Source organism: Pseudomonas sp. LBUM1673, from assembly GCF_059695645.1.
This window is the reverse complement of sequence record NZ_CP166780.1, coordinates 1,010,409-1,036,273: the sequence shown is the minus strand read 5'-3', so window position 1 is coordinate 1,036,273 and position 25,865 is coordinate 1,010,409. Positions and strand designations below refer to the sequence as shown.

The window sequence follows — 25,865 nt, the reverse complement described above, 5'->3', positions numbered from 1 at the left end:
CGAGCAAGCCCGCTCCCACAGGGAGCTGCCGAAGGTTCGGACGATCTTTTTTGCGCCCTACTCCATTGTGAAGCCGCTAACAATATACATTCTCATTAGACATGTTATATTATTTCGACATCACTCTTGGAACAAAATAACATGTCGCCTCGAACAATCGCTTCCCTGGCTGGCCTTACCCTCGGCCTGCTGGGGGATCCGGTCTTCGCTGAAGAGTCCCAAACCCTTGAGCTGGACGCCATCAGCGTCACCTCCGATTACGAATCCCCCACCGGCCCGGTCAAGGGCTATCGCGCCACTCGCTCCTCCAGCGCGACCAAAACCGATACGGCTATCCGGGATATTCCGCAGTCCATCAGCGTAATCCCCGCCAGCGTGCTCAAGGATCTGGGCAGCACCAGCGTCGAACGCGCACTGGAGTTTGCCGGCGGCGTCTCGAAACAAAACAACTTCGGCGGCCTGACCCTCTACGAATACAGCGTGCGCGGCTTCAGCACCTCGGAGTTCTACAAGGACGGTTTCAGCGCCAACCGCGGTTACCCAAGCACGCCGGATGCCGCCAACATCGAGCGCATCGAAGTACTCAAAGGCCCTGCGGCCAGCCTGTATGGCCGTGGCGACCCCGGCGGAACGGTCAATATCGTCACCAAGAAACCTCAGCCCGAAGCCTTCACGACCTTGCAAACCAGCGCTGGCAGTTGGGATCGTTATCGCACCGCCCTCGACGTCAACACGCCGCTGGATGATGACGGCAACGTTCTGTCCCGGGTGAACCTGGCTATCGAGGACAACCACAGCTTCCGCGATCACGTCGACAGTCAGCGCGTATTCGTTGCACCCTCGTTCAGCTGGCAACTGAACCCGGACACCAGCCTGCTGGTGGAAAGCGAGTTCGTCCGCCACAGCTCGACATTCGATCGCGGCATCGTCGCGCCGAACAATAAGTGGAGCGGCGTCTCCCGTTCGACCTTTCTCGGCGAACCCAATGACGACAACATCGACAACCACAACAACATGCTGCAAGCCGCCCTCGAGCATCAGCTCAACGACAGCTGGAAACTGCGCCTAGCCAGCCATTACAAGGAAGGCAAGCTGTGGGGTTTCGCCTCCGAAAACCGTCCTTTGAATGCAGACGGCCACACCCTCAACCGCCGCTACCGCGAACGCGATATGAACTGGCATGACAGCATCACTCAGCTTGAACTGCGTGGCCTGTTCGACATTGGCAGCTGGCAGCATGAACTGCTGATCGGCAGCGAATACGAGAACTACCGCAAAAACGAACGGGTCACCAACATTGCCGGCAGCCCGTATGCCATCGACCTTTACAACCCGATCTACGGCCAGCCAAAACCCGATGGCACGCGCTCGGGAAGCGACTTCTTCGAACACGTCGAAAGCCGTGCGCTGAATCTGCAGGACCAAATCGTCTTCACCGACAAACTGCGCGGCATGCTCGGTGCACGCGTCGAACACTTCGAACAAAGCATCGACGATCACAGCCTCAACGCGACCAGTCGCCAGAGCCACGACGCACTGACTCAACGGGCCGGTCTGCTCTATCAACTGACGCCGCAAGTCGGGCTGTTCGCCAATGCCTCCACCTCGTTCAAACCGAACAACGGTCTGGATGCCGCCGGCAAATCCTTCGACCCGGAAGAAGGTGTCGGTTATGAAGTCGGGATCAAGAGCGAGCTGTTCGACGAACGTTTGAGCGCCACCCTCGCCGCCTTCCATATCGAAAAGGAAAACGTCCTCACGCTTGACCCGAGCACCGACTCCAACCGCGCCATGGGCAAAGCCCGCAGCCAGGGTGTCGACCTGCAAATCACCGGGCAAGTAACCGACGCCGTGCGAGTGATCGGTGCTTTCGCTTACATCGACGCCGAAGTCACCCAAGGCGATACAGTCATTCCCACCGGCAGCCGAATTCTCGGCGTGGCAAAACGCAGCGGCAGTTTGCTGGGGGTTTATGAGTTTCAGGATGGCCATTTGCGCGGTTCGGACCTCGGCGCAGCGTTCACCTATGTCGGCGATCGCTCGGGCGAGGCCGGCAGCGAATTCGAACTGCCGGCCTACCACACCGTCGACCTGCTGGCCCATTACAAGGCCAGTGAAAACGTCACCGTGGGGCTGAACCTGAACAATCTTTTCGACGAGAAATATTTCGAGCGCTCCTACAGCAACTACTGGCTCAACCCCGGCGAGCCGCGCAATTTCACCGTCAGCCTGACACTCAATCTGTAAAAGGGAATCGCCATGCAACAAGCTAAATCACTGGCTCTGCTGGGTCTGCTCGGCGCGATGTTCGCCACTCACGTCTCGGCCCATGGCCTGTGGACCGAACAACGTCGCGGCAATATCGAAGCCATCTACGGTGAAGGCGCCGAGGACAATGCTTTCAAGGCGCAGAAAATCAGCGGCGCCTGGGCCTATGACGCCGAGGGCAAGATGATCCCGGTTACCGTGCAACGCCTGGCCGACCATGCGCGCCTGCAGCCACTCAAATCACCCGCGGTGCTGGCAGTCGCTCTGGACAATGGCATGTGGTCGCGGACCGCCGACAAGAAGTGGATCAACGAAGGACGCAGCAAGGTGCCGGGAGCGATCGAGTCGACCCAGACCTTCAAGTACAGCCTGGCGATTTATCAGGCGGGGACGAAGTTGCCAAAGCTCGATCAGATGAAATTGCTTATTTTGCCGGAGGTCGATCCGCTGACGGTCGGGCCGGGGAAATCGTTGCCGGTACGGGTGCTACTGGATGGCAAACCGGCGGCGGGCGTGAAATTGGTGGGCGACTATCGCAGCGCGCCGAATACCTTGAGCACCGAAACCGATGCAGACGGTCGGGCACAAGTATTGGTGCGTAATGAAGGGTTGAATGTGATTGCGGCGCATGTAGAAATGCAGCTCAAGGACAATCCGGATGTGGCGACGCGCGGGCTCTTCAGTTCGTTGACGTTCCTTGGCGAACCACATCACGAGTAACACACCAAACCTTGTGGGAGCGTGGCTTGCCCGCGATGGAGACACCGCGGTGCAACTGGTGGACCGCGTTATCGTTTATCGCGGGCAAGCCACGCTCCCACAGGATCGGGGAAGCCTTACAGATCGCCGAGGCCGTCGATCAGCGCCTGATTCTGCTCTGGCGCGCCGATGGAAATCCGCAGGAACTGGGCAATCCGCTCCTGCTTGAAGTGACGAACGATCACGCCTTGCTCACGCAACTTCGCCGCCAGCCCCGCCGCATCGTGCTTCGGGTGACGCGCGAAAATGAAGTTCGCCGCCGATGGCAACACCTCAAACCCCTTCGCCTCCAGCTGCGCGATCACCTTCTCGCGGCTCTCGATGACTAACCGGCAGGTCTTGTCGAAATACTCACGATCTTCGAACGCCGCCGCAGCCCCCACAATCGCCAGACGATCCAGCGGGTAGGAGTTGAAGCTGTTCTTGATCCGCTCCAGCGCCTCGATCAGGTCCGGATGCCCCACCGCGAAGCCAACCCGCAGACCCGCCAGCGAACGGGACTTGGACAGGGTCTGAGTAACCAACAGGTTAGGATAACGGTCCACCAACGTGATCGCCGTTTCACCGCCGAAATCAATGTAAGCCTCATCCACCACGACCACCGAATCCGGGCTGGCCTTGAGGATTTGTTCGACAGCGTCCAGCGCCAACAGGCAACCAGTCGGCGCGTTCGGGTTAGGGAAAATGATCCCGCCGTTCGGCTTGGCGTAGTCCGCCGGATTGATCTGGAATTGCTCATCCAGCGGCACCGCGTCGTACGCAATGCCATACAACCCGCAGTAAACCGGATAAAAACTGTAGCTGATGTCCGGGAACAGCAGCGGCTGATCGTGCTGCAGCAAACCGTGGAAAATGTGTGCCAGGACTTCATCGGAACCGTTGCCGAGGAATACCTGATTGCCCTGCACACCGTAGTACTTGGCAACAGCCTGCTTGAGCAGGTCACTGTTCGGGTCCGGGTACAGACGCAGGTTGTCGTTCAGTTCGGTCTGCATCGCGGCCAACGCTTTGGGCGATGGACCGTACGGGTTTTCGTTGGTGTTGAGCTTCACCAGTTTTGCCAGCTTCGGCTGCTCGCCCGGCACGTAAGGCACCAGGCTCTTGACGAAGGGACTCCAGAATTTACTCATGCTCAGTTCCCTTTCTTGTCGTCAACGATGCGGTATTCGGCGCTGCGGGCGTGAGCGGTCAGCGACTCGCCACGGGCCAGCACGGAAGCGGTTTTGCCCAGTTCGGAGGCACCCTGCTCGGAGCAGAAGATGATCGACGAACGTTTCTGGAAGTCGTACACACCCAGCGGCGAGGAGAAACGCGCGGTGCCGGAGGTCGGCAACACGTGGTTCGGACCGGCGCAGTAGTCGCCCAAGGCTTCAGAGGTGTGACGGCCCATGAAGATCGCGCCAGCGTGACGAATCTGCGGCAGCCAGGCCTGCGGATCGGCGACCGACAACTCCAGGTGCTCCGGCGCGATGCGGTTGGCGACTTCGATGGCTTGTTCCATGTCGCGGACCTTGATCAGCGCACCACGACCATTGATCGAGGTTTCGATGATCTCGGCGCGTTCCATGGTCGGCAGCAGTTTGGCGATGCTGGCGGCGACCTTGTCGAGGAACTCGGCGTCCGGGCTGACCAGAATCGCCTGGGCGTCTTCATCGTGCTCGGCCTGGGAGAACAGGTCCATGGCGATCCAGTCCGGGTCGGTCTGGCCGTCGCACACCACGAGGATTTCCGACGGGCCGGCGATCATGTCGATGCCGACCTGACCGAATACATGGCGCTTGGCGGTGGCGACATAGATGTTGCCCGGGCCAACCACTTTGTCGACCTTCGGCACGCTTTCGGTGCCGTAAGCCAGCGCGGCAACCGCTTGGGCGCCGCCAATGGTGAACACGCGGTCGACGCCAGCGATGCAGGCCGCAGCCAGCACCAACTCGTTGATTTCGCCGCGCGGGGTCGGCACGACCATGACCACTTCGGTCACGCCGGCCACCTTGGCCGGAATCGCGTTCATCAATACCGACGACGGGTACGACGCCTTGCCGCCCGGCACATACAGACCGGCGCGATCCAGCGGTGTGACCTTCTGGCCCAGCACCGTGCCGTCGGCTTCGGTGTAGCTCCAGGAATCCTGTTTCTGTTTTTCGTGGTAGCTGCGCACGCGGGTCGCAGCCTTTTCCAGCGCTTCGCGCTGAGGCACGGTTATTCGGGTCAGGGCGAGTTCCAGGCGTTCGCGAGGCAGGATCAGATCCGCCATGGACGCGACTTCCAGGCCGTCGAACTTCTGGGTGAATTCCACCAGCGCCGCATCGCCACGCTCACGCACGGCTTTGATGATGTCCAGCACCCGCTGATTGACCGAGTCGTCAGACACACTTTCCCAGCTCAGCAGATGATCCAGATGATGCGCGAAATCCGGGTCAGCAGCGTTGAGTCGGCGAATTGTAGTCGGTACGGTCATAGCGATAGCCTCATAGGAATGGCAAGAACTCAGGCGCCCTAACTTAGCAGTCGTTTCCGCTTGGGCACCTGAGATTCTGGCTATGAGGCGGATAGACGGGCGCAACTTAACGTCGCGCAGGTGAATCAGCCGCGGTGTCGAGACTCCACTGCCTTGCGCAGGGTGTCGATCAACGCCTGGATACGGGCATGCTGCATTTTCATCGATGCTTTGTTGACGATCAGCCGTGAGCTGATGGCGGCAATGAAATCCTGTGGCTCCAGGCCGTTGGCCCGCAGCGTGTTACCGGTGTCGACCACGTCGATGATCTTGTCCGCCAGACCGATCAGCGGCGCCAGTTCCATCGAGCCGTAGAGCTTGATGATATCGACCTGACGACCCTGTTCGGCGTAGTAGCGCTTGGCGACGTTGACGAACTTGGTGGCGATGCGCAGACGACCCTTGGGCTCGATCGCGCCAACCTTACCGGCCGTCATCAGCTTGCACTGGGCGATCTGCAGGTCCAGCGGTTCGTACAGGCCCTGACCGCCGTATTCCATCAGCACGTCTTTACCGGCGACGCCGAGGTCGGCGGCACCATGCTCGACGTAGGTCGGCACATCGGTGGCGCGCACGATCAGCAAGCGCACATCGGCCTGGGTCGTGGGGATGATCAGCTTGCGGCTCTTGTCCGGATTCTCGGTCGGCACGATGCCCGCTTCAGCCAGAAGCGGCAGGGTGTCGTCAAGGATGCGGCCCTTGGACAGTGCGATAGTCAGCATGGGAAACGTCAGTCCTTATCAAGGTACTCATGCCCGGTCGCAAACGGCGCCGGACACACATCGAGCCGGAAACCGGCTCGACTTCAACAAATCAACGGGCAGCGTCCTTGCGCCCATGCAGCAGAAACTAGCCCGGTACGCGGCGGATCTTGGCGCCGAGCATCTGCAGTTTCTCTTCGATGCACTCGTAACCACGGTCGATGTGGTAGATGCGGTCGATCAGGGTATCACCTTCGGCGATCAGCGCCGATATCACCAGGCTGGCCGAAGCACGCAGGTCGGTGGCCATCACTGGCGCGCCCTTGAGCTTTTCGATGCCGGTAACGATGGCAGTGTTGCCTTCGACCTGGATGTGAGCCCCCATGCGGTGCAGTTCGTAAACGTGCATGAAGCGGTTTTCGAAGATCGTCTCGATCACAGCGCCAGTGCCTTCGGCGATGGCGTTGAGGGAGATGAACTGCGCCTGCATGTCGGTCGGGAACGCCGGGTATGGAGCGGTCCGCACGTTGACGGCTTTCGGCCGTTTGCCGTGCATGTTCAGCTCGATCCAGTCTTCACCGCAGGTGATTTCGGCACCCGATTCGCGGAGTTTTTCCAGAACGGCTTCAAGGATGGTCGGATCGGTGTCCTTGACCTTCACGCGACCGCCGGTCACTGCTGCCGCCACCAGATAGGTGCCGGTTTCGATACGGTCAGGCATCACCTTGTAAGTGGTCGGGTGCAGACGCTCGACGCCATCGATGGTGATGGTGTCGGTGCCGGCGCCAGTGATCTTGGCGCCCATGGCGTTTAGGAAGTTCGCCAGGTCGATGACTTCAGGTTCGCGAGCGGCGTTTGCCAGCACGCTGCGGCCCTTGGCCAGAGCGGCCGCCATCATGATGTTCTCGGTACCGGTCACGCTGACGGTGTCGAAGAAGAAGTGCGCACCGCGCAGGCCACCCTCAGGGGCCTTGGCCTTGATGTAGCCACCTTCTACGTCGATGACCGCGCCCATGGCTTCGAGGCCACGGATGTGCAGGTCGACCGGACGCGAACCGATGGCGCAACCGCCAGGCAGTGCGACTTCGGCTTCGCCGAAACGGGCAACCATCGGGCCCAGCACCAGGATCGAGGCACGCATGGTTTTCACCAGTTCGTACGGCGCGATCAGGGTCTTGATGGTGCGCGGGTCGATTTCGACGCTGAGCTTCTCGTCGATCACCGGCTCAATGCCCATGCGACCGAACAGCTCGATCATGGTGGTGATGTCGTGCAGGTGCGGCAGGTTGGCAACGGTAACCGGGCCATCGCACAGCAGGGTTGCAGCCAGGATCGGCAGGGCAGAGTTCTTTGCCCCGGAGATGCGGATTTCGCCATCAAGACGAACGCCGCCGGTAATAATCAATTTATCCATAAGAATCTCGACGCCCTTGGGCTCAGGTGCGCTCGGCCCAGGCCGCGCTGCTGAAAAATTTCATAGTGACCGCATGGATGCTGCCATCGGTGATCCATGGGTTCAAATGGGCATAGATCTGCTGCTGACGCTTCACCGGGCTCAACGCCGCCAGTTCATCGCTAATCACGTTCAGCTGAAAGTTGCAGCCTTCGCCCTCAACTTCTACCTGAGTTCCTGGCAGCTTTCCTTCAAGGAAGCTCTTCACTTCTACAGCCTGCATGCTCAACCTCAATCGGCGCCCTGTGCGCGCGGGTCGGACATCATACAAAAAAGCCCCGCGCCTGCGAACCCCGCGAAGCAGGACTCTGACGGGGGGCTTCTTTATAGATGCGGTTCAGGGATGCGCCAACAGCTCGGTCAATTCGCTGACCTGAGCGATTTCACGCATATCTTCGGGTATCGCACGAATGCTCAGGGCCTTGCCGGCCGCCTGGGCATCGCGCATGAAGCACAGCAGCAGCGACAAGCCGACGCTGCTGGACTTCTCCACCGAGGAGCAATCAACCACCAGCGCAGCCGCGTTACTGGACTTGATCAGCGCCTGCCCCTGCTTGCGCAGGTTCGGGCCTGTCCGGTAATCCAGCACGCCACTGAGCAGCAGTTCGCCGGATTCGCTCATGCGAATGGCCGATTCACTCATTGGGTTTGGTTCTCGGTAGATTTTTCGGTGGTTTCCTTGGCTTTGGCGACTTCTCCGGCCCAACCGTTGATGGTCTTGTCCAGGTCGTTGCCATTGCGCTGCATCGCATCAGCGAACTGATCGCGGAACAGCTTGCCGATATTGATGCCATTGATGATCACATTGCGCAGCTTCCACTCGCCATTGATCTTTTCGAGTGTGTAAGACACAGGATAGATCGCGCCATTGCTGCCTTTGACCGTCATGCCAACGCTGGTACGGTCTCCCGACTCATCCTTGGCAGGATCGACGACGATGCCCTGGTTGTCGTACTCAAGCAATGCATTGCCATAGAACTGGAACAGGCCTTTTTTGAAGTTTTCGACAAACTTCTGCATCTGCTCGGGCGTGGCTTTGCGCGAGTACTTGACCGTCATGATGCTCTTGGAAATACCCTCGGCATCCACGACGGGGCCAACGATGCTGTTCAGCGCCCCATAAAAGTCTTGCGGATCCTGTTTGTACTTTTCTTTGTTGGCGGCAAGATCCGCCAGCAACCGGGTGGTGGTGTCCTGTACCAGATCGTGCGCGGAAGGCCCCGCCACGGCGTTAGCCATCAACGGCAAGGCCGTGAGTATTACCAACAGGCCACGTCGTAAGATAGAGATCATTCAAAAGCTCCTCATTTAGCGTCTTTGCTAACGGTATTGAGCAGAAATTTACCGATCAGGTCCTCGAGCACCAGCGACGACTGCGTGTCGTGGATGGTTCCACCCTCCTTGAGCAGGGTTTCTTCCCCGCCCACGCTGATACCGATGTATTTCTCACCCAACAGACCAGCGGTCAGGATAGATGCCGTGGAGTCAGTCGGCAGGTTATCTACGCGCTTTTCCAGTTGCATGGTCACCCGACCGGTGAAGCTGTCGCGGTCCAGATCGATCGCCGTGACCTTGCCGATGGTCACACCGGCCATGGTCACTTTAGCTCTGACCGTCAAACCGGCGATATTGTCGAAATACGCATAAAGTTTATAAGTTTCGGTGGTTGAGCTCGGGGACAGACCACTGACCCGCAACGCAAGCAACAGCAAAGCCAGGATGCCAGCCAGCAAGAAAAGGCCGACACCGATTTCCAGGGTGCGGTTTTGCATCAGAAATCTCCAAACATCAAGGCGGTCAGAATAAAGTCCAGGCCGAGTACCGCCAAAGAGGCGTACACCACGGTCTTGGTAGTGGCACGACTGATCCCCTCGGAAGTGGGCTCGCAGTCATAGCCTTGGAATACGGCGATCCAGGTCACGACGAAAGCAAAAGCGATGCTTTTGATAATGCCGTTGAGCACATCATCGACAAAGGTCACGCTGTTTTGCATGTTCGACCAATAGGAGCCTTCATAGACCCCCAGCCAGTCGACGGCCACCCACGAACCGCCCCAGATCCCCACCACGCTGAAAATCATCGCCAGCACCGGCAGGGAAATGAAACCGGCCCACAGGCGCGGGGCAATGATGTACTTGAGCGGGTCGACCCCGATCATTTCCAGACTGGACAACTGCTCAGTGGACTTCATGTTGCCGATTTCGGCGGTCAGCGCGGAACCCGCGCGCCCGGCGAACAGCAGGGCCGTGACCACCGGACCCAACTCGCGCAGCAGCGTCAGCGCAACCATCTGCCCGACGGCCTGCTCCGAACCGTAGCTGGACAGAATATTGAAGCCCTGCAGCGCCAGCACCATGCCGATGAACATCCCGGAGACCACAATGATCACCAGGGACATCACGCCCACCGAATGCAGTTGTTTGACCAGCAAGCCAAAACCGCCGCCGATGCCGCCGCGACCGAGCAAGGCATGAAACAGGAACAGCGCCGAACGCCCGAACACCGCAAGCACATCGATGCCGGCATAGCCAAACCGGCGCACTCTTTCTATCAGTGAAATCTTGCGCATCAGCGCTTCCCCAGAAGATCTGCGCGGTAATCCGTCGCTGGAAAGTGGTATGCGACCGGGCCGTCGGGTTCGCCTGTCATGAATTGACGAATACGTGGTTCGTCGGATTTCATCAATTCCTTTGGCGTGCCCTGCCCCAACACTTGTCCGTCGCCCACCACAATGAGGTAATCGGCGATGCTCGCGGTCTCGGCCAGATCGTGGGAGACCACGATGCTGGTGATGCCCAGCGCATCGTTGAGCAGGCGGATCAGGCGCACCAGCACGCCCATGGCGATCGGGTCCTGGCCGACAAAGGGCTCGTCATACATGAGGATTCCCGGATCGAGAGCAATCGCCCGGGCCAGCGCGACGCGACGTTTCATGCCGCCGGACAATTCGTCGGGCATCAGGTCGATGGCGCCACGCAAACCCACGGCCTGCAACTTGAGCAGGACAATGTCACGAATCATTTCTTCCGGCAGCCCGGTATGAACGCGCAACGGAAAGGCGACGTTCTCGAACACATCGAGATCGGTAAACAGTGCGCCGCTCTGAAACAGCACGCCCATGTGCTTGCGCGCATCGAACAGATCGCTGCGCGACAACGTTGGCAGGTTCTGGCCGTTGACCCAGACTTCGCCGCTGGTGGGGCGCAATTGTGCACCCATCAGCCGCAACAGCGTGGTCTTGCCACACCCGGAAGGCCCCATGATGCCGGTGACCTTGCCGCGTGGGATGCGGATATCGACGTTATTGAAAATGCTGCGCGAACCGCGCTTGAAGGTCAGTCCCTTCAGCTCGACCGCGTAGGCGTTATCGGCACTCATCTAAACTCCTTGCGATGCAGCCTCTCACTCGGACGCCTGGCTTTCTGGCGAAAGCACATACCTCCCCGGGCAGGCCGAACTGGCGGCGAACTATATCACTGCAAAGGCCAAGCGCCCAAGGCCCAAGCCGGGCACGGTCAGCAAGATGACGGCCTGAAATCATCTATTTAGAGGGATTCGGTAACAAGGAATGACAAACCGCGACGAACTTGCGTGAGGGTTTCGATCATTACCGCTATAATCGCCGCCTTTTCATCAGGCTATACGATTTCCGACATGAACCAATCCAGCGACCTGATTCAATCAGCACAACGTACCATCCGCCTCGAACTGGAAGCCGTACAAGGCTTGCTACCCCATATCGACGCAGATTTCGTACGCGCTTGCGAGATGATTCTGGCCAGCAAAGGCCGCGTGGTCGTGGTCGGCATGGGCAAATCGGGGCACATCGGCAACAAGATTGCCGCCACCCTGGCCAGTACCGGTACCACAGCCTTTTTCGTGCACCCGGCCGAGGCCAGTCACGGCGACATGGGCATGATCACCCGTGATGACATCATTCTGGCACTGTCGAACTCCGGGTCCACCAACGAAATCGTCACCTTGCTGCCGCTGATCAAGCGCCTGGGCATTCAAATGATCAGCCTGACCGGTAACCCCGGGTCGCCACTGGCCAAGGCAGCGGAAGTCAATCTCAATGTAAGCGTCGAACACGAAGCCTGTCCGTTGAATCTGGCACCTACTTCATCGACCACCGCGGCGCTGGTCATGGGTGACGCCCTCGCCGTTGCCTTGCTTGAAGCTCGTGGTTTTACCGCTGAAGATTTCGCTTTTTCCCACCCGGGTGGCGCCCTTGGCCGTCGTTTGTTACTGAAAGTGGAAAACGTCATGCATGCCGGCGCCGAGCTACCGCAAGTGGTGTGCGGTACCCTGCTCAAGGATGCCTTGATGGAAATGACCCGTAAGGGGCTAGGCATGACCGTCGTACTGAACACCGATGGAAAGCTCGCCGGGATCTTCACTGATGGCGATCTGCGCCGCACCCTGGACCGCACCATTGATATCCACAGTACGACCATTGACGAAGTGATGACTGCCCACGGCAAGACCGCCCGCGCCGAGATGCTCGCCGCCGAGGCGCTGAAAATCATGGAAGACCACAAAATCAACGCACTGGTAGTGGTCGACAGCGAAGACCGCCCGGTCGGCGCCTTGAACATGCACGACTTGCTGCGTGCGGGAGTAATGTAATGAGCACGGACCTGCTGCAACGCGGCAAACAGATCAAACTGGCGGTATTCGACGTCGACGGCGTGCTGACTGACGGGCGCCTCTACTTCCTCGAAGACGGTAGCGAGTTCAAGACCTTCAACACCCTCGACGGCCAGGGTATCAAGATGTTGATGGCCGCCGGCGTGCAGACCGCTATCATCAGCGGCCGCAAGACGCCGGTGGTCGAGCGGCGAGCGAAGAACCTCGGCATTCCACACCTGTTCCAGGGTCGCGAAGACAAACTGGTGGTGCTCGACGGGCTTCTTGCCCAACTCAACCTAAGCTATGAACAAGTGGCCTACCTCGGCGACGACCTGCCAGACCTGCCGGTGATTCGCCGTGTGGGCCTGGGCATGGCAGTGGCCAACGCTGCCAGCTTCGTGCGCGAACATGCCCATGGCGTCACCCAGGCCCGTGGTGGCGAGGGTGCCGCTCGCGAATTCTGCGAATTGATCCTGCGCGCCCAAGGCCATCTCGATGCGGCCAACGCCGCGTACCTGTGAGCCCATCATGCTGAGCAAAAAGATTCGCAACATTCTGATATTCGGTTGCATCGCAGCGCTGTTCGCCGCGGTCGGCTACTGGAACATCAGCCCGGAACGCTTCCTCGACAAGCAGGCGGTGCAGGTCGATGAAGCGGCGATCGACTATTACGCCATCAACGCCCACAGCGTGCAGTACTTGCCGGACGGCAAATTGCAGTACGAAATGACGTCCGACAAGGTCGAACACCTGAAAGCAACCGAAGTGACGTTGCTGACCAATCCTGACCTGAACATGTTTCGCGGCACGGAGTTCCCCTGGCACGTCCAGAGCGAGCGCGGCGAAGTTAACCCGGACGGCACCCAGGTCGAGCTGATTGACTCGGTACGTATCACGCGCTTCGACGAAAAAAACCGCAAAACCCTGATTACCACCACCCGTATGACAGTGTTCCCGCAGCAGCAATATGCGCAGACCGATCAACCCGTTAGAATCGACGGCGCTGGCGGTGTATCGACAGGCAACGGAATGAAAGCGTACTTGAAAGAAAGCAGGATACACCTGCTATCGAACGTAAGAGGACAGTATGAGGCTCGTTAAAACTCTCCCTATTTTGCTCAGTCTGGGCGCAGCACTGGGAAGCGTGAGCGCCTGGGCTCTGCCGAACGATCAAGAGCAGCCTATCCGCATTCAGGCCGACGATGCCCAACTGGACGACAAGAATGGCGTTGCCACCTATAAAGGCGACGTGATCATCACCCAGGGCTCGATGAAGGTCACCGGCAACACCGTGACCATCACCCGCACCCCGGCCGGCGACATCGACGTGGTGACTTCGGTGGGCAACCTCGCCTACTTCGAGCAACTGCAAACTGCAGGCGACACGAAGCCGGTTCAGGGTTACGGGATGACTATCCAGTACCACGCCTCGCAAAACCGCGTCGTGCTGATCGATCGCGCCAAGGTCATCGATAAGGACAACAACGTCACCCAAGGAGAGAAAATCGTCTACGACACGGTCAAAAAACTCGCGAGCGCCGGTCGCGCCACGGGTAACAAGGTCACCGAGGCGCGTCCTCGCATCGACATGGTGATCCAGCCGAAGAAGAAAACCGACGAGCAAAAGGCCCAGTAATGGCAACTCTGAAAGCTCAGCATCTGGCCAAGAGCTACAAGAGCCGCCAGGTCGTGCGTGACGTCAGCCTGTCAATCGACAGCGGTCAGATCGTCGGTCTGCTTGGCCCCAACGGCGCCGGCAAGACCACCTGCTTCTACATGATCGTCGGCCTGGTGCAGGCCGATCAGGGCCGCGTGCTGATCGACGACCTGGATGTCAGCCACCAACCGATGCACGGTCGTGCAAAGGCGGGTATCGGCTATCTTCCTCAAGAAGCGTCGATCTTCCGTAAGCTTTCGGTGGCCGACAACATCATGGCCATCCTCGAAACCCGCAAGGAACTCGACAAGGCCGGTCGCCGCAAAGAGCTGGAAAGCCTGCTGCAGGAATTTCACATCCACCACATCCGCGACAACCTCGGCATGAGCCTGTCCGGTGGTGAGCGTCGCCGCGTGGAAATCGCCCGGGCACTGGCCACCAACCCGAAATTCATCCTCCTCGACGAACCCTTCGCCGGCGTGGACCCGATTTCGGTCGGCGACATCAAGCAGATCATCCATCACCTCAAGGCCAAAGGCATTGGCGTGCTGATCACTGACCACAACGTCCGTGAAACCCTGGATATCTGCGAAACCGCCTACATCGTCAACGATGGCCAGCTGATCGCCGAAGGTGACTCCGCCACCATCCTGGCCAACGAACTGGTCAAGGAAGTGTATCTGGGCCATGAGTTCCGCCTGTAAGCGCTGAGGTGCTGGCCAGTCGCCCAAGCGCTCGTTTCAATAAAAAATCAATAGATTTTTATTGTTACAGCGCTCTAGGCAAACACTTCAGTTTCAGGCATATAATTTGCTTATGTTTGGCGCTTCGGCGCCCTGTAGTGGATGGCGCATGTGCGCCGGCGAATAAGGTGTTAAGCCCCTGCCATGAAACCATCGCTAGTCTTGAGAATGGGCCAGCAGCTGACGATGACACCGCAGCTGCAACAGGCCATCCGCCTGCTCCAATTGTCGACCCTGGACCTGCAACAGGAAATCCAGGAGGCCCTGGAGTCCAATCCGATGCTCGAACGCCAGGAAGAAGGCGACGACTTCGATAACGCCGACCCCTTGGCCGACAAAACCGAACAGCAACCCAACGCCGACGTTCAGGAACCCTCCTACCAGGAAACCGCCCCGACGGTGGATAACCTCGAGGAAGGCGACTGGAACGAGCGCATTCCCAACGAACTGCCCGTCGACACGGCCTGGGAAGACGTCTACCAGACCAGCGCCAGCAGCCTGCCGAGCAACGATGACGACGAATGGGATTTCACCACCCGTACGTCGGCCGGTGAAAGCCTGCAAAGTCACTTGCTCTGGCAACTGAACCTGGCACCAATGTCCGACACTGATCGCCTGATCGCCGTAACCCTGATCGACTGCATCAACAATCAGGGCTATCTGGACGAAACCCTCGAGGAAATCCTCGAGGCCTTCGATCCGGAACTGGACATCGAGCTGGACGAAATCGAAGCCGTCCTGCACCGCATCCAGCAATTCGAACCTGCCGGCATCGGCGCCCGCAACCTGGGCGAATGCCTGCTGCTGCAACTGCGCCAACTGCCCGCCAAGACCCCTTGGCTAGCCGAGGCCAAACGTCTGGTCACCGATTACATCGACCTGCTCGGCAGCCGCGACTACAGCCAGCTGATGCGCCGCATGAAGCTCAAGGAAGATGAACTGCGCCAGGTCATCGAACTGGTCCAGAGCCTCAACCCGCGCCCGGGCTCGCAGATCGAGTCCACCGAAGCCGAATACGTGGTTCCCGATGTGATCGTGCGCAAGGACAACGAGCGCTGGCTGGTGGAGCTGAATCAGGAGTCGGTGCCGCGCCTGCGGGTCAATGCCCAATACGCCGGTTTCGTGCGCCGCGCCGATACCAGCGCGGATAACACCTTCATGCGCAATCAGTTACAAGAGGCTCGCTGGTTCATCAAGAGCCTGCAAAGCCGCAACGAAACCCTGATGAAAGTGGCCACCCAGATCGTCGAGCATCAGCGCGGCTTTCTTGAATATGGCGACGAAGCCATGAAGCCGTTGGTGCTGCATGACATCGCCGAAGCGGTGGGCATGCACGAATCGACGATTTCACGGGTGACCACACAAAAATTCATGCATACCCCACGGGGAATTTATGAACTGAAATATTTTTTCTCCAGCCACGTAAGTACCTCCGAAGGCGGTGAATGCTCGTCCACGGCGATTCGCGCGATCATCAAAAAACTGGTTGCCGCGGAAAATCAGAAAAAGCCGTTGAGTGACAGCAAGATCGCTGGTTTACTGGAGGCACAAGGCATTCAGGTGGCTCGCCGCACCGTCGCCAAGTACCGCGAATCCCTCGGGATCGCGCCTTCGAGCGAACGCAAGCGGTTGATGTAAGCCACGCCACAGCGTTCCAGTGGCAGGTATTTCTGCCTGCCGCTTTATGCACTGGCAACGAAGGAGAAGCTGTATGCAAGTCAACATCAGTGGACACCAACTGGAAGTGACCGAACCTCTTCGCACCTACATCGGCGAAAAACTCGAACGATTAGAGAGGCATTTCGACAAGATCACCAACGTGCAGGTCACGATGACGGTCGAAAAGCTCAAGCAGAAAATCGAAGCCACGCTGCATATTCCCGGCAATGAAGTAGTCGCAAACGCGGAGCATACCGATATGTACGCGGCGATCGACGCACTGACCGACAAGCTGGATAAACAACTCAAAAAGCATAAGGAAAAGACCCAAAGCCTCCTCCAGGGCGCGACCGGTCGTTAACACTCCCAACCCATGATCCGACTTGAAAGCATCCTGACCCCCGGCCGTTCTCTCGTGAACGTGCCGGGCGGCAGTAAAAAGAAAGCCCTCGAGCAAATTGCCAACCTGATCGCCCGGGAAGTGCCGGATCTGGAGATGCAAGATGTCTTCGAGGCTCTGATTGCCCGTGAAAAACTCGGTTCGACCGGTTTTGGCAACGGTATTGCAATCCCCCACTGTCGCCTGAAGGGCTGCACCTCGCCCATCAGCGCCCTGATGCACCTGGATGCGCCCATCGATTTCGACGCCATCGACGGTGCCCCGGTTGACCTGCTGTTTGTACTGCTGGTCCCGGAAGCCGCCACCGATGCGCACCTGGAACTGCTGCGCCAGATCGCCAGCATGCTTGATCGCAAGGAAGTGCGTGAAAAACTGCGCAGCGCCCCGAGCAACGAAGCCTTGTATCAGGTTGTCCTGGACGAGCAAAACGGTCACTAATCATGCGCCTGATCATCGTCAGTGGCCGCTCCGGCTCAGGTAAAAGCACCGCCCTCGATGTTCTCGAGGACAACGGCTACTACTGCATCGACAACCTGCCTGCCGGCTTGCTGCCGGAATTGGCTGAACGCGCGCTGATTCACACCGAACTGGCACAACCGCTGGTGGCCGTGTCCATCGATGCGCGCAACCTGCCGAGCCACCTGTCACGGTTTCCCGAACTGCTGGAAGAAGTCCGCAGCCGGCATATCCAGTGTGATGTGCTGTACCTGGACGCCGATGAAGAAACCCTGCTCAAACGCTTTTCGGAAACCCGCCGTCGTCACCCGCTGAGCAGCGCCAATCGCTCACTGGCGGAGGCAATACAGGACGAAACCAATCTGCTGGGGCCTATTGCCGATCTGGCCGACCTCAAGGTCAACACCACCAATCTGAACCTGTATCAGCTGCGCGATACCATCAAGCTGCGCCTGCTGAATCAGCCGGAACCGGGCACTGCGTTCCTGGTGGAATCTTTCGGGTTCAAGCGTGGCATGCCGGTGGATGCCGATCTGGTGTTCGATGTGCGCTGCCTGCCCAACCCTTACTGGAAGCCAGAGCTACGAGCACAGTCCGGGCTCGATCAACCGGTGGCCGAGTACCTGGCGGCACAGCCGGACGTCGAGGAGATGTTCCAGGACATTTCCTCCTACCTGCTCAAGTGGCTGCCCCGCTTTGCCGCCAGCAACCGCGCCTATGTCACCATTGCCATCGGCTGCACCGGCGGGCATCACCGCTCTGTCTACCTGACCGAACGTCTGGGTCAGGTCCTGCAACAATCCCTGAAGAACGTCCAGGTTCGCCACCGCGACCTCAGCTAAAGGATTCACATCGCGATGCCTGCTCTGGAAATCGAAATCATCAACAAGCTGGGCCTGCATGCCCGCGCTTCAGCAAAATTCGTTGGCGTCGCCGGTGAGTTCAAGGATTGCACGATCAGAGTAGGACGCACGCCGGAATCGACTGTCGACGGTAAGAGCATCATGGCAATGATGATGCTCGCGGCGGGCAAGGGCACCATAATTCACCTGAGCACCGAAGGAGAAAGGGCCGATGAGGCGCTGCAGGCATTGGTGGATTTGATCAATGACTACTTCGGCGAAGGCGGGTAACGCGCTCTAGGCGAGCGCGGTATCCATCACCATCATCAGGCAAAACCCGATCAGCAGCCCAAGGCTAGCCAGTTTGTCGTGACCATGGCGTCGCGACTCGGGAATCACTTCGTGGGTCACCACCAGCAGCATCGCACCGGCCGCCAGTGCCAGACCCAACGGCAACAGCAGTTCGGCCAGGCTCACCAGCCAGGCGCACAACAATGCGAAGACCGGCTCGACCAATCCTGACGCAGCACCGATCAGGAACGCCTTGACCCGCGACATCCCCGCTCCGGCCAACACCAACGCAATCACCAGCCCTTCCGGCACATCCTGCAAAGCGATGCCCATGGCCAGGCTGTCGGCGTCAGGCATGCCACCACCGGCCGAGACGCCGACCGCCATGCCTTCGGGGATGTTGTGGGCAATGATGGCAAACACAAACAACCAGATCCGCGGTGGAATCACCGGTCGCTCCAGCGTCCCCACAAGCATTTCAGCCGTAGCGCCAGACACCTTGCGATCCACCAGAAACAGCCCGAATGCGCCCAGCATGATGCCAAAGCTGATCAGACCGCTGGCCACCCAAGGCGTCAGCCCGAGGTTTTCGGCCGCGGTAATGCCCGGCACGATCAGCGAAAATGCCGTCGCCGCGAGCATCACCCCGGCCCCGAAACCGAGCAGGGTGTCGCTGACCGCCTGAGGCATCCGCCGAATCACCAGCACCGGCACAGCGCCCAGGGCTGTGCCCAAGGCGCAGATCGCCCCGCCTTGCAGGGCGCGCAGCAGTTTCGGTTCAAGGTCCAGCCAGCTCAGCCCCTGGGCAACCAGTAATGTCATGCCCGCCAGCAGCAACAGCGATCCCAGTGCGTAACGAAACATCCGTCCACTTCCGATCGCCAGTGTTTCAGTGCCCATAGTCAGCCCTGGATTGTTTTATAGAGACTTAAACCAGTGCAGCCTGATAGCGTGCAGCGACTTCGGGCCAATTGATCACGTTGTAGAATGCATTGATGTATTCCGGACGGCGGTTCTGATAGCGCAGGTAATAAGCGTGCTCCCAGACGTCCAGCCCGAGGATCGGCGTATTGCCGCTCATCAATGGGCTGTCCTGGTTGCCACTGCTTTCAACGATCAAAGTCTTTTGCGGTGTCACGCTCAACCAGGCCCAACCGCTGCCGAAACGGGTCAACGCAGCTTTGGTGAAAGCCTCCTTGAAGCTGTCGAGACCACCCAGTTGTTCCTCGATCGCCTTGGCCAGCGCACCTTCAGGCCGGCCACCGCCGTTGGGCGCCATGACTTCCCAGAACAGTGAATGGTTGGCATGCCCACCGCCCTGATTAATCACCGCCGCACGGAGTTTTTCCGGCAATTGCTGGACCGCCGCCACCAGTTTTTCCACAGGCCATTCAGAAAATTCGGTGCCTTCGACTGCTGCGTTGAGGTTGTTGATGTAGGTCTGGTGGTGTTTGGTGTAGTGGATTTCCATGGTCTGCGCATCAATGTGCGGTTCCAGGGCATCGTAGGCGTACGGCAAGGCAGGTAAGGTAAAAGCCATTTTCAATGAGCTCCATGTTGTAAGGGCGCAGGCTGATGCCCGGGCGACGTCTCGGTGTGCAGCAATCGGTGGGTGCGCGGATACTCGCCGTGTTCGCTAATAAAGTTCAGCAGTTCGACATAGGTTTTGCTGCTCTGGCGCAACGCGGCTTCACGCAGGGCCGGCGACAGTCGCGGGTCCTGCATGGTCTGCAACAGCCGTTGATGGATCGCGCACAAATACTCGGCGCTCTCCTCCGGCTGGTTCAGACGCAAGTGCAGGTCCGCCAGGTTGTGATGGGAGATCACGCAGGCCGCCACCGCTTCGTCGGCATCCGCCCAGCGCTCGAACAACACCTGGGCCAGGGCCAATGCCTGCAAATAGGCCTCGCGGGCATCGACCAGCTCGCCTAGCATGAAACAGCGATTTGCTCTTTCGATCGTGCGTTTCCAGTGCTCCATGGTGAGCCTCCAAAGCGGTAGCGGGGATTACACACCGCCTGCGGTGAGCTTTTCTGGGTTGAGCAACTCTTCCAGTTGGCTGCGTGACAGGTCGGTGTGTTCCAGGGCGACATCAATCACCGGACGGCCCTGCTGATACGCCTTCTTGGCGATTTCAGCGGCTTTTTGGTAACCGATGATCGGGTTGAGTGCAGTGACCAGAATCGGATTGCGCGACAGTGCTTCCTTGAGCCGGTCCTCGTTGACTTTGAAGCTGGCGATGGCTTTGTCGCCCAGTAGACGGCTGGCGTTGGCCAGCAACTCGATGCTGCTCAGCAGGTTCTGGGCGATGATCGGCAGCATGACGTTCAGCTCGAAATTACCCGACTGACCGGCAACGGTGATCACCGTGTCGTTACCGATCACCTGAGCGGCGACCATCGCAGTGGCTTCCGGGATCACCGGGTTGACCTTGCCCGGCATGATCGATGAGCCCGGCTGCAAGGCTTCGAGTTCGATTTCACCGAGACCGGCCAGCGGGCCGGAATTCATCCAGCGCAGGTCGTTGGCGATTTTCATCAACGAAACCGCTGTGGCCTTGAGCTGCCCGGAAACGCAGACCGCCGTGTCCTGCGAGCCGATCAGTGCAAACAGGTCCTTGCCCGGCGTGAACTGCACCTGAGTCAGTTGGCTGAGTTGCTGGCTGAAACGCGCCGCAAACTCCGGATGGGCATTGATCCCGGTGCCCACCGCCGTACCGCCCTGAGCCAGGGATTGCAGGCTCGGCAGCAGATCCTGCAAGTGACCGATATTGGCCTTGAGCTGTTGCGCCCAACCGTTGAGCACCTGGCTCATGCGCACCGGCATGGCGTCCATCAAATGGGTACGCCCGGTTTTGACGAATGTATGCACCTGCTCGGCCTTGTGCTCGATCACCTGCACCAGATGCACCAGCGCCGGCAACAATTGCTCATGCAAGGCCAACGCAGCGCTAACATGGATGGTGGTCGGAATGATGTCGTTGCTGCTCTGGCCGCAATTGACGTGATCGTTGGGGTTCACCGGCTCACCCAGCAAGCGGCTGGCCAGGGTGGCTATCACTTCGTTGGCGTTCATGTTGGAGCTGGTGCCGGAGCCGGTCTGGAAGATATCGACCGGGAAGTGCTGCATGAAGTCGCCCTCGAGCAGGCCTTGAGCTGCGTCGACGATGGCTTTGCCCTGGGATTCGCTGATCTGCTTGAGCTCGACGTTGGCTCGGGCAGCGGCAGCCTTGGCCAGGATCAGCGCCCGGATGAACTGCACGGGCATCTGTTTGCCACTGATCGGGAAGTTATCCACAGCGCGTTGGGTCTGTGCGCCATACAAAGCATCAATCGGGACCTGTAACTCGCCCATGCTGTCGCGTTCGATACGAGTGTTATTCATCAGGAGATCCTTGCACCAGTTCTATGAGAGGGATGGAGGGTTGCAACTCGCAGGTCGCCAGTTGCCAGGCGTAGCTCTGCCAGCGCTTGAGGCGGCATTTACAGAGTGATTGCCGTTCGAGATCGCGCAGCGGTCGCCAGGCCTGGTCGAGACACAGGCTGCGCCAGTGCCAGGGCAACGCGACGTCGGCAGCAGTGTCGAGCAATAAACGTAAGGAGGTTTCGGCGATGGTCCAGGGAGAGGTCGCCGTGCAACAGGCCAGATACCGGCCTTCGGCCAGGTAATGTTCGATCAGGCGCGGCTCGTCTGGGTCCATGGCACAACGGATCTGGCGACTCATCCAGCGCCAGCTTTCGAGGTAAGGCTGCTCGTGCAAGGCAGAACTCATGATCCGGGCTCATTCGGTAATGAGATTTATTATTGGATGATAATCAGAACCAAAACAAGCACGACAATCCAAGGCGTTCATTGTGGGAGCGGGCTTGCTCGCGAAAGCGGTGTACCAGCCGACGCGGATGTCGAATGTGATGGCCTCTTCGCGAGCAAGCCCGATCCCACAGGGATCTTTTCCAACTCATAAAAAAGGCGCGCCACCCCATTGGGTGGCGCGCCTTTTTGTGCAGCGATCGAAGGTTAGCTACCCGCCACCGTCATCCGCTCGATCAACACCGAACCGGTGCGAATGTTGCTACGCAGCTCCAGATCATTACCGACCGCCACGATCTGCTTGAACATGTCGCGCATGTTGCCGGCGATGGTCACTTCCTGGACCGCGAACTGTATTTCGCCGTTCTCGACCCAGAAACCCGCCGCACCACGGGAATAATCGCCAGTGACCATGTTCAGGCCCTGGCCCATCAGTTCGGTGACCAGCAGGCCACGGCCCATGCGGCGCAGCAAGGCTGCCTGATCTTCATCGCCATGGGTGACGAACAGGTTGTGCACACCGCCGGCGTTGGCGGTGCTCGGCATGCCAAGCTTGCGGCCGGAGTAGGTACCGAGTATGTAAGACACCAGTTCGCCCTTCTCCACGAATGGCTTGGCGTAGGTCGCCAGGCCATCGCCGTCGAAGGCCGAACTGCCCAGGGCGCGCATCAAGTGCGGACGTTCGTCGATAGTCAGCCATTCCGGGAACAGCTTCTGCCCCAGCGTGCCTTCGAGGAACGACGATTTGCGGTACAGATTGCCGCCGGAGATCGCCGACAGGAAACTGCCGAACAAGCCACCGGCCAGTTCCGCGGAAAACAGCACTGGCACTTCGCAGGTTGGCACCGGACGCGCGCCCAAACGACTCGCAGCCCGTTGCGCAGCACGCTGGCCGATACTCTGCGCAGAGGCCAGCAAATTGCCCTGACGGTTCACGTCGTACCAGTAATCGCGCTGCATCTGGCCATCGGCTTCGGCGATCATCACGCAGCTGAGGCTGTGACGGGTCGACGCATATCCGCCGATAAAACCGTGGCTGTTGCCATAAACCCGGCAGCCCTGGTGAGTACTGAGGGTGGTACCGTCGGCGTTCTTGATCCGGCTGTCGGTGGCAAACGCCGCTGCTTCACAAGCCAGGGCCTGCTCGATGGCTCGCTCCGGAGTGATGTCCCATTGGTGGAACAGATCGAAATCCTGCAGATCCTTGGCCATCAGCGCGGCATCCGCCAGGCCCGCGGCTTCGTCTTCAGATGTGTGTTTGGCAATGGCCAGCGCGGCGGCGACGGTTTCGCGGATCGCCTCTGAACCACTGGCCGAAGTGCTGGCCGAGCCTTTGCGCTGCCCCACATACAAGGTGATGCCAAAACCCTGGTCGCGATTGAACTCAACGGTTTCGACTTCCCGCTGACGCACCGTGGTCGACAGGCCCTGCTCCAGCGACACCGCCACTTCACAGGCACTGGCACCCTGACGCTTGGCTTCAGCGATGATCTGCTCGACTTGTTCTTGCAGTGCCGGCAACGCTTGTGGGCCGACGCTTTCAACTGCACTCATGCTGTTCTCCACTCAAATTCTGCTTTCGGCTGGGGCCTTCGAGCGACCGGGCCGGACAAGCGGCCCCCGACTGGTTATCATGGCGGCGTTTCTTTGCGGACGGCCACCATGGTTGATTCTTACGACGACTCCCTCGATACGGGAGAAAAAAGCAAATCCCAGGTTAAACGCGAGCTGCATGCTCTGGTTGACCTCGGCGAGCGCCTTACAACGCTCAAGCCTGACTTGCTGGCAAAACTGCCGTTGACCGACGCTTTGCGCCGGGCTCTGGGCGATGCCTCCAAGCACACCGCGAATATCGCGCGTAAACGGCACCTTATGTTCATCGGCAAACTGATGCGCGATCAGGACACTGACGCCATTCTCACTCTGCTCGATCAACTCGATGCCTCCACCCGGCAGTACAACGAACGTTTCCACGGCCTGGAACGCTGGCGCGATCGCTTGATCGCGGGCGACGACGGCGTCCTGGAGAAATTCGTCGTCGATTACCCGGAGGCCGATCGTCAACAATTGCGCTCCCTGATCCGTCAGGCCCAGCACGAACTGGCGACCAACAAGCCACCGGCTTCGAGCCGTAAAATCTTCAAGTACATCCGTGAGCTGGACGAGACTCAACGCGGTCTGCGTTAAGTCCCTTCTCGGGTGAGCCGCCAAGCGGTTCACCCGAAGCTTCACTTTTTCAAGAGCCCTTTACGATCCTGTACCACCCACAGTGATCGCATCGATTTTCAGCGTTGGCTGGCCGACACCCACCGGCACCGACTGCCCATCCTTGCCACACGTTCCTACACCGCTGTCCAGCGCCAGATCGTTACCGACCATCGACACCTTGCTCATGGCTTCCGGGCCGTTGCCGATCAACGTCGCGCCTTTCACCGGGGCGGTAATCTTGCCGTCTTCGATCAGGTACGCCTCGCTGGTGGAGAACACGAACTTGCCGCTGGTGATGTCCACCTGGCCACCGCCGAGGTTGGCGCAGTAAATGCCTTTTTTCACCGAGGCGATGATTTCCGCCGGGTCGCTTTCGCCACCAAGCATGTAGGTGTTGGTCATGCGCGGCATCGGCAGGTGCGCGTAGGATTCGCGACGGCCGTTGCCGGTGCGGGCCACGCCCATCAGACGCGCGTTGAGCTTGTCCTGCATATAACCTTTGAGCACGCCGTTTTCGATCAGCGTGGTGCACTCGGTCGGCGTGCCTTCGTCGTCGACGCTCAGCGAACCACGGCGCCCGGCGAGGGTGCCGTCATCGACGATCGTGCAGAGCTTCGATGCAACCATCTCGCCCATGCGTCCGCTGTAGGCCGAACTGCCCTTGCGGTTGAAATCGCCTTCCAGACCATGGCCGACGGCTTCGTGCAGCAACACGCCGGACCAACCCGACCCCAACACCACCGGCAACGTACCGGCCGGAGCCGGGATGGCTTCCAGATTCACCAGCGCCTGACGCAACGCTTCACGGGCATAGCCCATGGCGCGGTCGTCGCTGAGGAAATAGCGGTAATCGGTACGACCGCCACCGCCATGACCGCCGCGTTCACGGCGACCGTTCTGCTCGACGATCACGCTGACGTTGAAACGCACCAGCGGTCGCACATCCGCCGCCAGGCTGCCGTCAGTGGAAGCGATCAAAATCCGCTCCCAAACCCCGGCCATGCTCACGGTGACTTGCTGGATACGCGGGTCGAGGGCGCGGGTCGCCACGTCGATACGCTTGAGCAGTTCGACTTTCTCGGCACGGCTCATCACTTCCAGCGGGTTGTCCGGCCCATACAACTGGGCAACATCCTGGGTGGTGAACGCCTGCACGGTGCCGTTCTGCCCGGCCCGGGAGATCGAGCGGGCCGCACCAGCTGCCGCGCCCAGCGCTTCGAGGGTGATCGCATTGCTGTAGGCGAAACCGGTTTTTTCACCCGATTGCGCACGCACGCCGACCCCTTGGTCGAGGTTGAAGCTGCCTTCCTTGACGATTCCGTCTTCCAGCGCCCAGGACTCGGAAATCTGCCCCTGGAAATACAGGTCGGCGGCATCGATGCCCGGGCCGGCCAGATCGCCGAGCACACCTTGCAGGCTCTCGATCGTTACGCCGCCGGGCGCCAGGAGGTGTTCACTGACGGAGGACAACAACTCGCTCATATGCTTT

General features: G+C 59.4%; 30 protein-coding genes. 13 read left to right on the top strand and 17 right to left on the bottom strand.

The features are described from left to right. The first annotated feature begins 141 nt into the window (after positions 1–141). Together ACA044_RS04580 and ACA044_RS04575 are read left to right on the top strand one after the other, a co-directional pair. Positions 142–2,247: a TonB-dependent siderophore receptor gene (locus ACA044_RS04580; protein ID WP_497445335.1), complete on the top strand. Its 2,106-nt coding sequence runs from the start codon at positions 142–144 to the stop codon at positions 2,245–2,247. A 12-nt stretch (positions 2,248–2,259) separates the two neighbouring features. Then, complete coding sequence (locus ACA044_RS04575; protein ID WP_497445334.1) at positions 2,260–2,988, top strand: DUF4198 domain-containing protein; 729 nt, start codon at positions 2,260–2,262, stop codon at positions 2,986–2,988. A 116-nt stretch (positions 2,989–3,104) separates the two neighbouring features. Here ACA044_RS04575 and hisC read toward each other — a convergent pair whose 3' ends face one another. The 10 genes from hisC to ACA044_RS04525 form a co-directional block, all read right to left on the bottom strand. After that, the gene (gene hisC / locus ACA044_RS04570) at positions 3,105–4,157 is read right to left on the bottom strand and encodes a histidinol-phosphate transaminase (RefSeq protein WP_497445333.1); all 1,053 of its coding nucleotides are present in this window, start codon (positions 4,155–4,157) and stop codon (positions 3,105–3,107) included. Positions 4,158–4,159: 2 nt separating this feature from the next. Next, positions 4,160–5,485 carry a histidinol dehydrogenase gene (gene hisD / locus ACA044_RS04565; RefSeq protein ID WP_497445332.1) on the bottom strand — a complete coding sequence of 442 codons (1,326 nt, stop codon included), beginning with the start codon at positions 5,483–5,485 and terminating at the stop codon, positions 4,160–4,162. Positions 5,486–5,610: 125 nt separating this feature from the next. Next, positions 5,611–6,246 (bottom strand): ATP phosphoribosyltransferase, encoded by a 636-nt coding sequence (hisG, locus tag ACA044_RS04560; RefSeq protein ID WP_095144983.1) that lies wholly within the window; start codon positions 6,244–6,246, stop codon positions 5,611–5,613. A 127-nt stretch (positions 6,247–6,373) separates the two neighbouring features. Next, on the bottom strand, positions 6,374–7,639 hold the full coding sequence (gene murA, locus ACA044_RS04555; protein ID WP_007901567.1) for a UDP-N-acetylglucosamine 1-carboxyvinyltransferase: 1,266 nt from the start codon (positions 7,637–7,639) through the stop codon (positions 6,374–6,376). A gap of 22 nt (positions 7,640–7,661) precedes the next feature. After that, positions 7,662–7,901, bottom strand: coding sequence for a BolA family protein (locus tag ACA044_RS04550; protein ID WP_046052891.1), 240 nt, complete (start codon positions 7,899–7,901; stop codon positions 7,662–7,664). 114 nt (positions 7,902–8,015) lie between these two features. Further along, complete coding sequence (locus ACA044_RS04545) at positions 8,016–8,321, bottom strand: STAS domain-containing protein (protein ID WP_201061924.1); 306 nt, start codon at positions 8,319–8,321, stop codon at positions 8,016–8,018. Further along, positions 8,318–8,971, bottom strand: coding sequence for an MlaC/ttg2D family ABC transporter substrate-binding protein (locus tag ACA044_RS04540; RefSeq protein WP_497445331.1), 654 nt, complete (start codon positions 8,969–8,971; stop codon positions 8,318–8,320). Before ACA044_RS04540 ends, ACA044_RS04545 begins: the two co-directional genes overlap by 4 nt. Before the next feature lie 11 nt (positions 8,972–8,982). Next, positions 8,983–9,450 carry an outer membrane lipid asymmetry maintenance protein MlaD gene (gene mlaD / locus ACA044_RS04535; protein WP_497445330.1) on the bottom strand — a complete coding sequence of 156 codons (468 nt, stop codon included), beginning with the start codon at positions 9,448–9,450 and terminating at the stop codon, positions 8,983–8,985. Next, complete coding sequence (mlaE, locus tag ACA044_RS04530) at positions 9,450–10,247, bottom strand: lipid asymmetry maintenance ABC transporter permease subunit MlaE (protein ID WP_497445329.1); 798 nt, start codon at positions 10,245–10,247, stop codon at positions 9,450–9,452. Before mlaE ends, mlaD begins: the two co-directional genes overlap by 1 nt. Then, positions 10,247–11,056, bottom strand: a complete 810-nt coding sequence (locus ACA044_RS04525; protein ID WP_497445328.1) for an ATP-binding cassette domain-containing protein — start codon at positions 11,054–11,056, stop codon at positions 10,247–10,249. Before ACA044_RS04525 ends, mlaE begins: the two co-directional genes overlap by 1 nt. Before the next feature lie 276 nt (positions 11,057–11,332). Here ACA044_RS04525 and ACA044_RS04520 point away from each other — a divergent pair, with 276 nt between their 5' ends. From ACA044_RS04520 to ACA044_RS04475, 10 genes are all read left to right on the top strand, one after another. Further along, complete coding sequence (locus tag ACA044_RS04520) at positions 11,333–12,307, top strand: KpsF/GutQ family sugar-phosphate isomerase (protein ID WP_497445327.1); 975 nt, start codon at positions 11,333–11,335, stop codon at positions 12,305–12,307. Beyond that, the gene (locus ACA044_RS04515) at positions 12,307–12,831 is read left to right on the top strand and encodes a KdsC family phosphatase (RefSeq protein ID WP_497445326.1); all 525 of its coding nucleotides are present in this window, start codon (positions 12,307–12,309) and stop codon (positions 12,829–12,831) included. Before ACA044_RS04520 ends, ACA044_RS04515 begins: the two co-directional genes overlap by 1 nt. 7 nt (positions 12,832–12,838) lie before the next feature. Next, the gene (gene lptC / locus ACA044_RS04510; protein ID WP_497445325.1) at positions 12,839–13,411 is read left to right on the top strand and encodes an LPS export ABC transporter periplasmic protein LptC; all 573 of its coding nucleotides are present in this window, start codon (positions 12,839–12,841) and stop codon (positions 13,409–13,411) included. After that, the gene (lptA, locus tag ACA044_RS04505) at positions 13,398–13,946 is read left to right on the top strand and encodes a lipopolysaccharide transport periplasmic protein LptA (RefSeq protein ID WP_497445324.1); all 549 of its coding nucleotides are present in this window, start codon (positions 13,398–13,400) and stop codon (positions 13,944–13,946) included. Before lptC ends, lptA begins: the two co-directional genes overlap by 14 nt. After that, entirely contained in the window at positions 13,946–14,671 is a 726-nt protein-coding gene (gene lptB, locus ACA044_RS04500) for an LPS export ABC transporter ATP-binding protein (protein ID WP_007901537.1), read from the top strand. The genes lptA and lptB overlap by 1 nt, the downstream gene beginning before the upstream one ends. A gap of 183 nt (positions 14,672–14,854) precedes the next feature. Further along, the gene (locus tag ACA044_RS04495; protein ID WP_497445323.1) at positions 14,855–16,348 is read left to right on the top strand and encodes an RNA polymerase factor sigma-54; all 1,494 of its coding nucleotides are present in this window, start codon (positions 14,855–14,857) and stop codon (positions 16,346–16,348) included. Positions 16,349–16,421: 73 nt separating this feature from the next. Beyond that, complete coding sequence (gene hpf, locus ACA044_RS04490) at positions 16,422–16,730, top strand: ribosome hibernation-promoting factor, HPF/YfiA family (protein WP_007941242.1); 309 nt, start codon at positions 16,422–16,424, stop codon at positions 16,728–16,730. A 12-nt stretch (positions 16,731–16,742) separates the two neighbouring features. Then, positions 16,743–17,207, top strand: coding sequence for a PTS IIA-like nitrogen regulatory protein PtsN (ptsN, locus tag ACA044_RS04485; RefSeq protein ID WP_347803529.1), 465 nt, complete (start codon positions 16,743–16,745; stop codon positions 17,205–17,207). 2 nt (positions 17,208–17,209) lie between these two features. Next, the gene (rapZ, locus tag ACA044_RS04480) at positions 17,210–18,067 is read left to right on the top strand and encodes an RNase adapter RapZ (protein WP_497445322.1); all 858 of its coding nucleotides are present in this window, start codon (positions 17,210–17,212) and stop codon (positions 18,065–18,067) included. Between the two features lie 15 nt (positions 18,068–18,082). Further along, complete coding sequence (locus tag ACA044_RS04475; protein WP_497445321.1) at positions 18,083–18,358, top strand: HPr family phosphocarrier protein; 276 nt, start codon at positions 18,083–18,085, stop codon at positions 18,356–18,358. A gap of 6 nt (positions 18,359–18,364) precedes the next feature. Here the strand turns inward: ACA044_RS04475 and ACA044_RS04470 are convergent, their stop codons facing one another. From ACA044_RS04470 to pmbA, 6 genes are all read right to left on the bottom strand, one after another. Next, positions 18,365–19,258 (bottom strand): ZIP family metal transporter, encoded by an 894-nt coding sequence (locus ACA044_RS04470; RefSeq protein WP_497445320.1) that lies wholly within the window; start codon positions 19,256–19,258, stop codon positions 18,365–18,367. Positions 19,259–19,286: 28 nt separating this feature from the next. Beyond that, positions 19,287–19,898, bottom strand: a complete 612-nt coding sequence (locus tag ACA044_RS04465; RefSeq protein ID WP_497445319.1) for a superoxide dismutase — start codon at positions 19,896–19,898, stop codon at positions 19,287–19,289. 2 nt (positions 19,899–19,900) lie between these two features. Further along, positions 19,901–20,338: a DUF2753 family protein gene (locus ACA044_RS04460; RefSeq protein ID WP_497445318.1), complete on the bottom strand. Its 438-nt coding sequence runs from the start codon at positions 20,336–20,338 to the stop codon at positions 19,901–19,903. 27 nt (positions 20,339–20,365) lie between these two features. Beyond that, entirely contained in the window at positions 20,366–21,742 is a 1,377-nt protein-coding gene (locus ACA044_RS04455) for a class II fumarate hydratase (RefSeq protein WP_497445317.1), read from the bottom strand. Beyond that, a complete protein-coding gene (locus tag ACA044_RS04450; RefSeq protein ID WP_497445316.1) occupies positions 21,735–22,130 on the bottom strand; it encodes a FagA protein in 396 nt (131 codons plus the stop codon). Before ACA044_RS04450 ends, ACA044_RS04455 begins: the two co-directional genes overlap by 8 nt. Before the next feature lie 245 nt (positions 22,131–22,375). Further along, positions 22,376–23,722: a metalloprotease PmbA gene (pmbA, locus tag ACA044_RS04445; protein WP_497445315.1), complete on the bottom strand. Its 1,347-nt coding sequence runs from the start codon at positions 23,720–23,722 to the stop codon at positions 22,376–22,378. Positions 23,723–23,830: 108 nt separating this feature from the next. On the opposite strand from pmbA, the gene yjgA reads away from it, so the two are divergent. After that, entirely contained in the window at positions 23,831–24,355 is a 525-nt protein-coding gene (gene yjgA / locus ACA044_RS04440) for a ribosome biogenesis factor YjgA (RefSeq protein ID WP_497445314.1), read from the top strand. Between the two features lie 60 nt (positions 24,356–24,415). On the opposite strand, the gene tldD is transcribed toward yjgA, so the two are convergent. Beyond that, entirely contained in the window at positions 24,416–25,858 is a 1,443-nt protein-coding gene (tldD, locus tag ACA044_RS04435; RefSeq protein WP_497445313.1) for a metalloprotease TldD, read from the bottom strand. Positions 25,859–25,865: the final 7 nt, after the last annotated feature.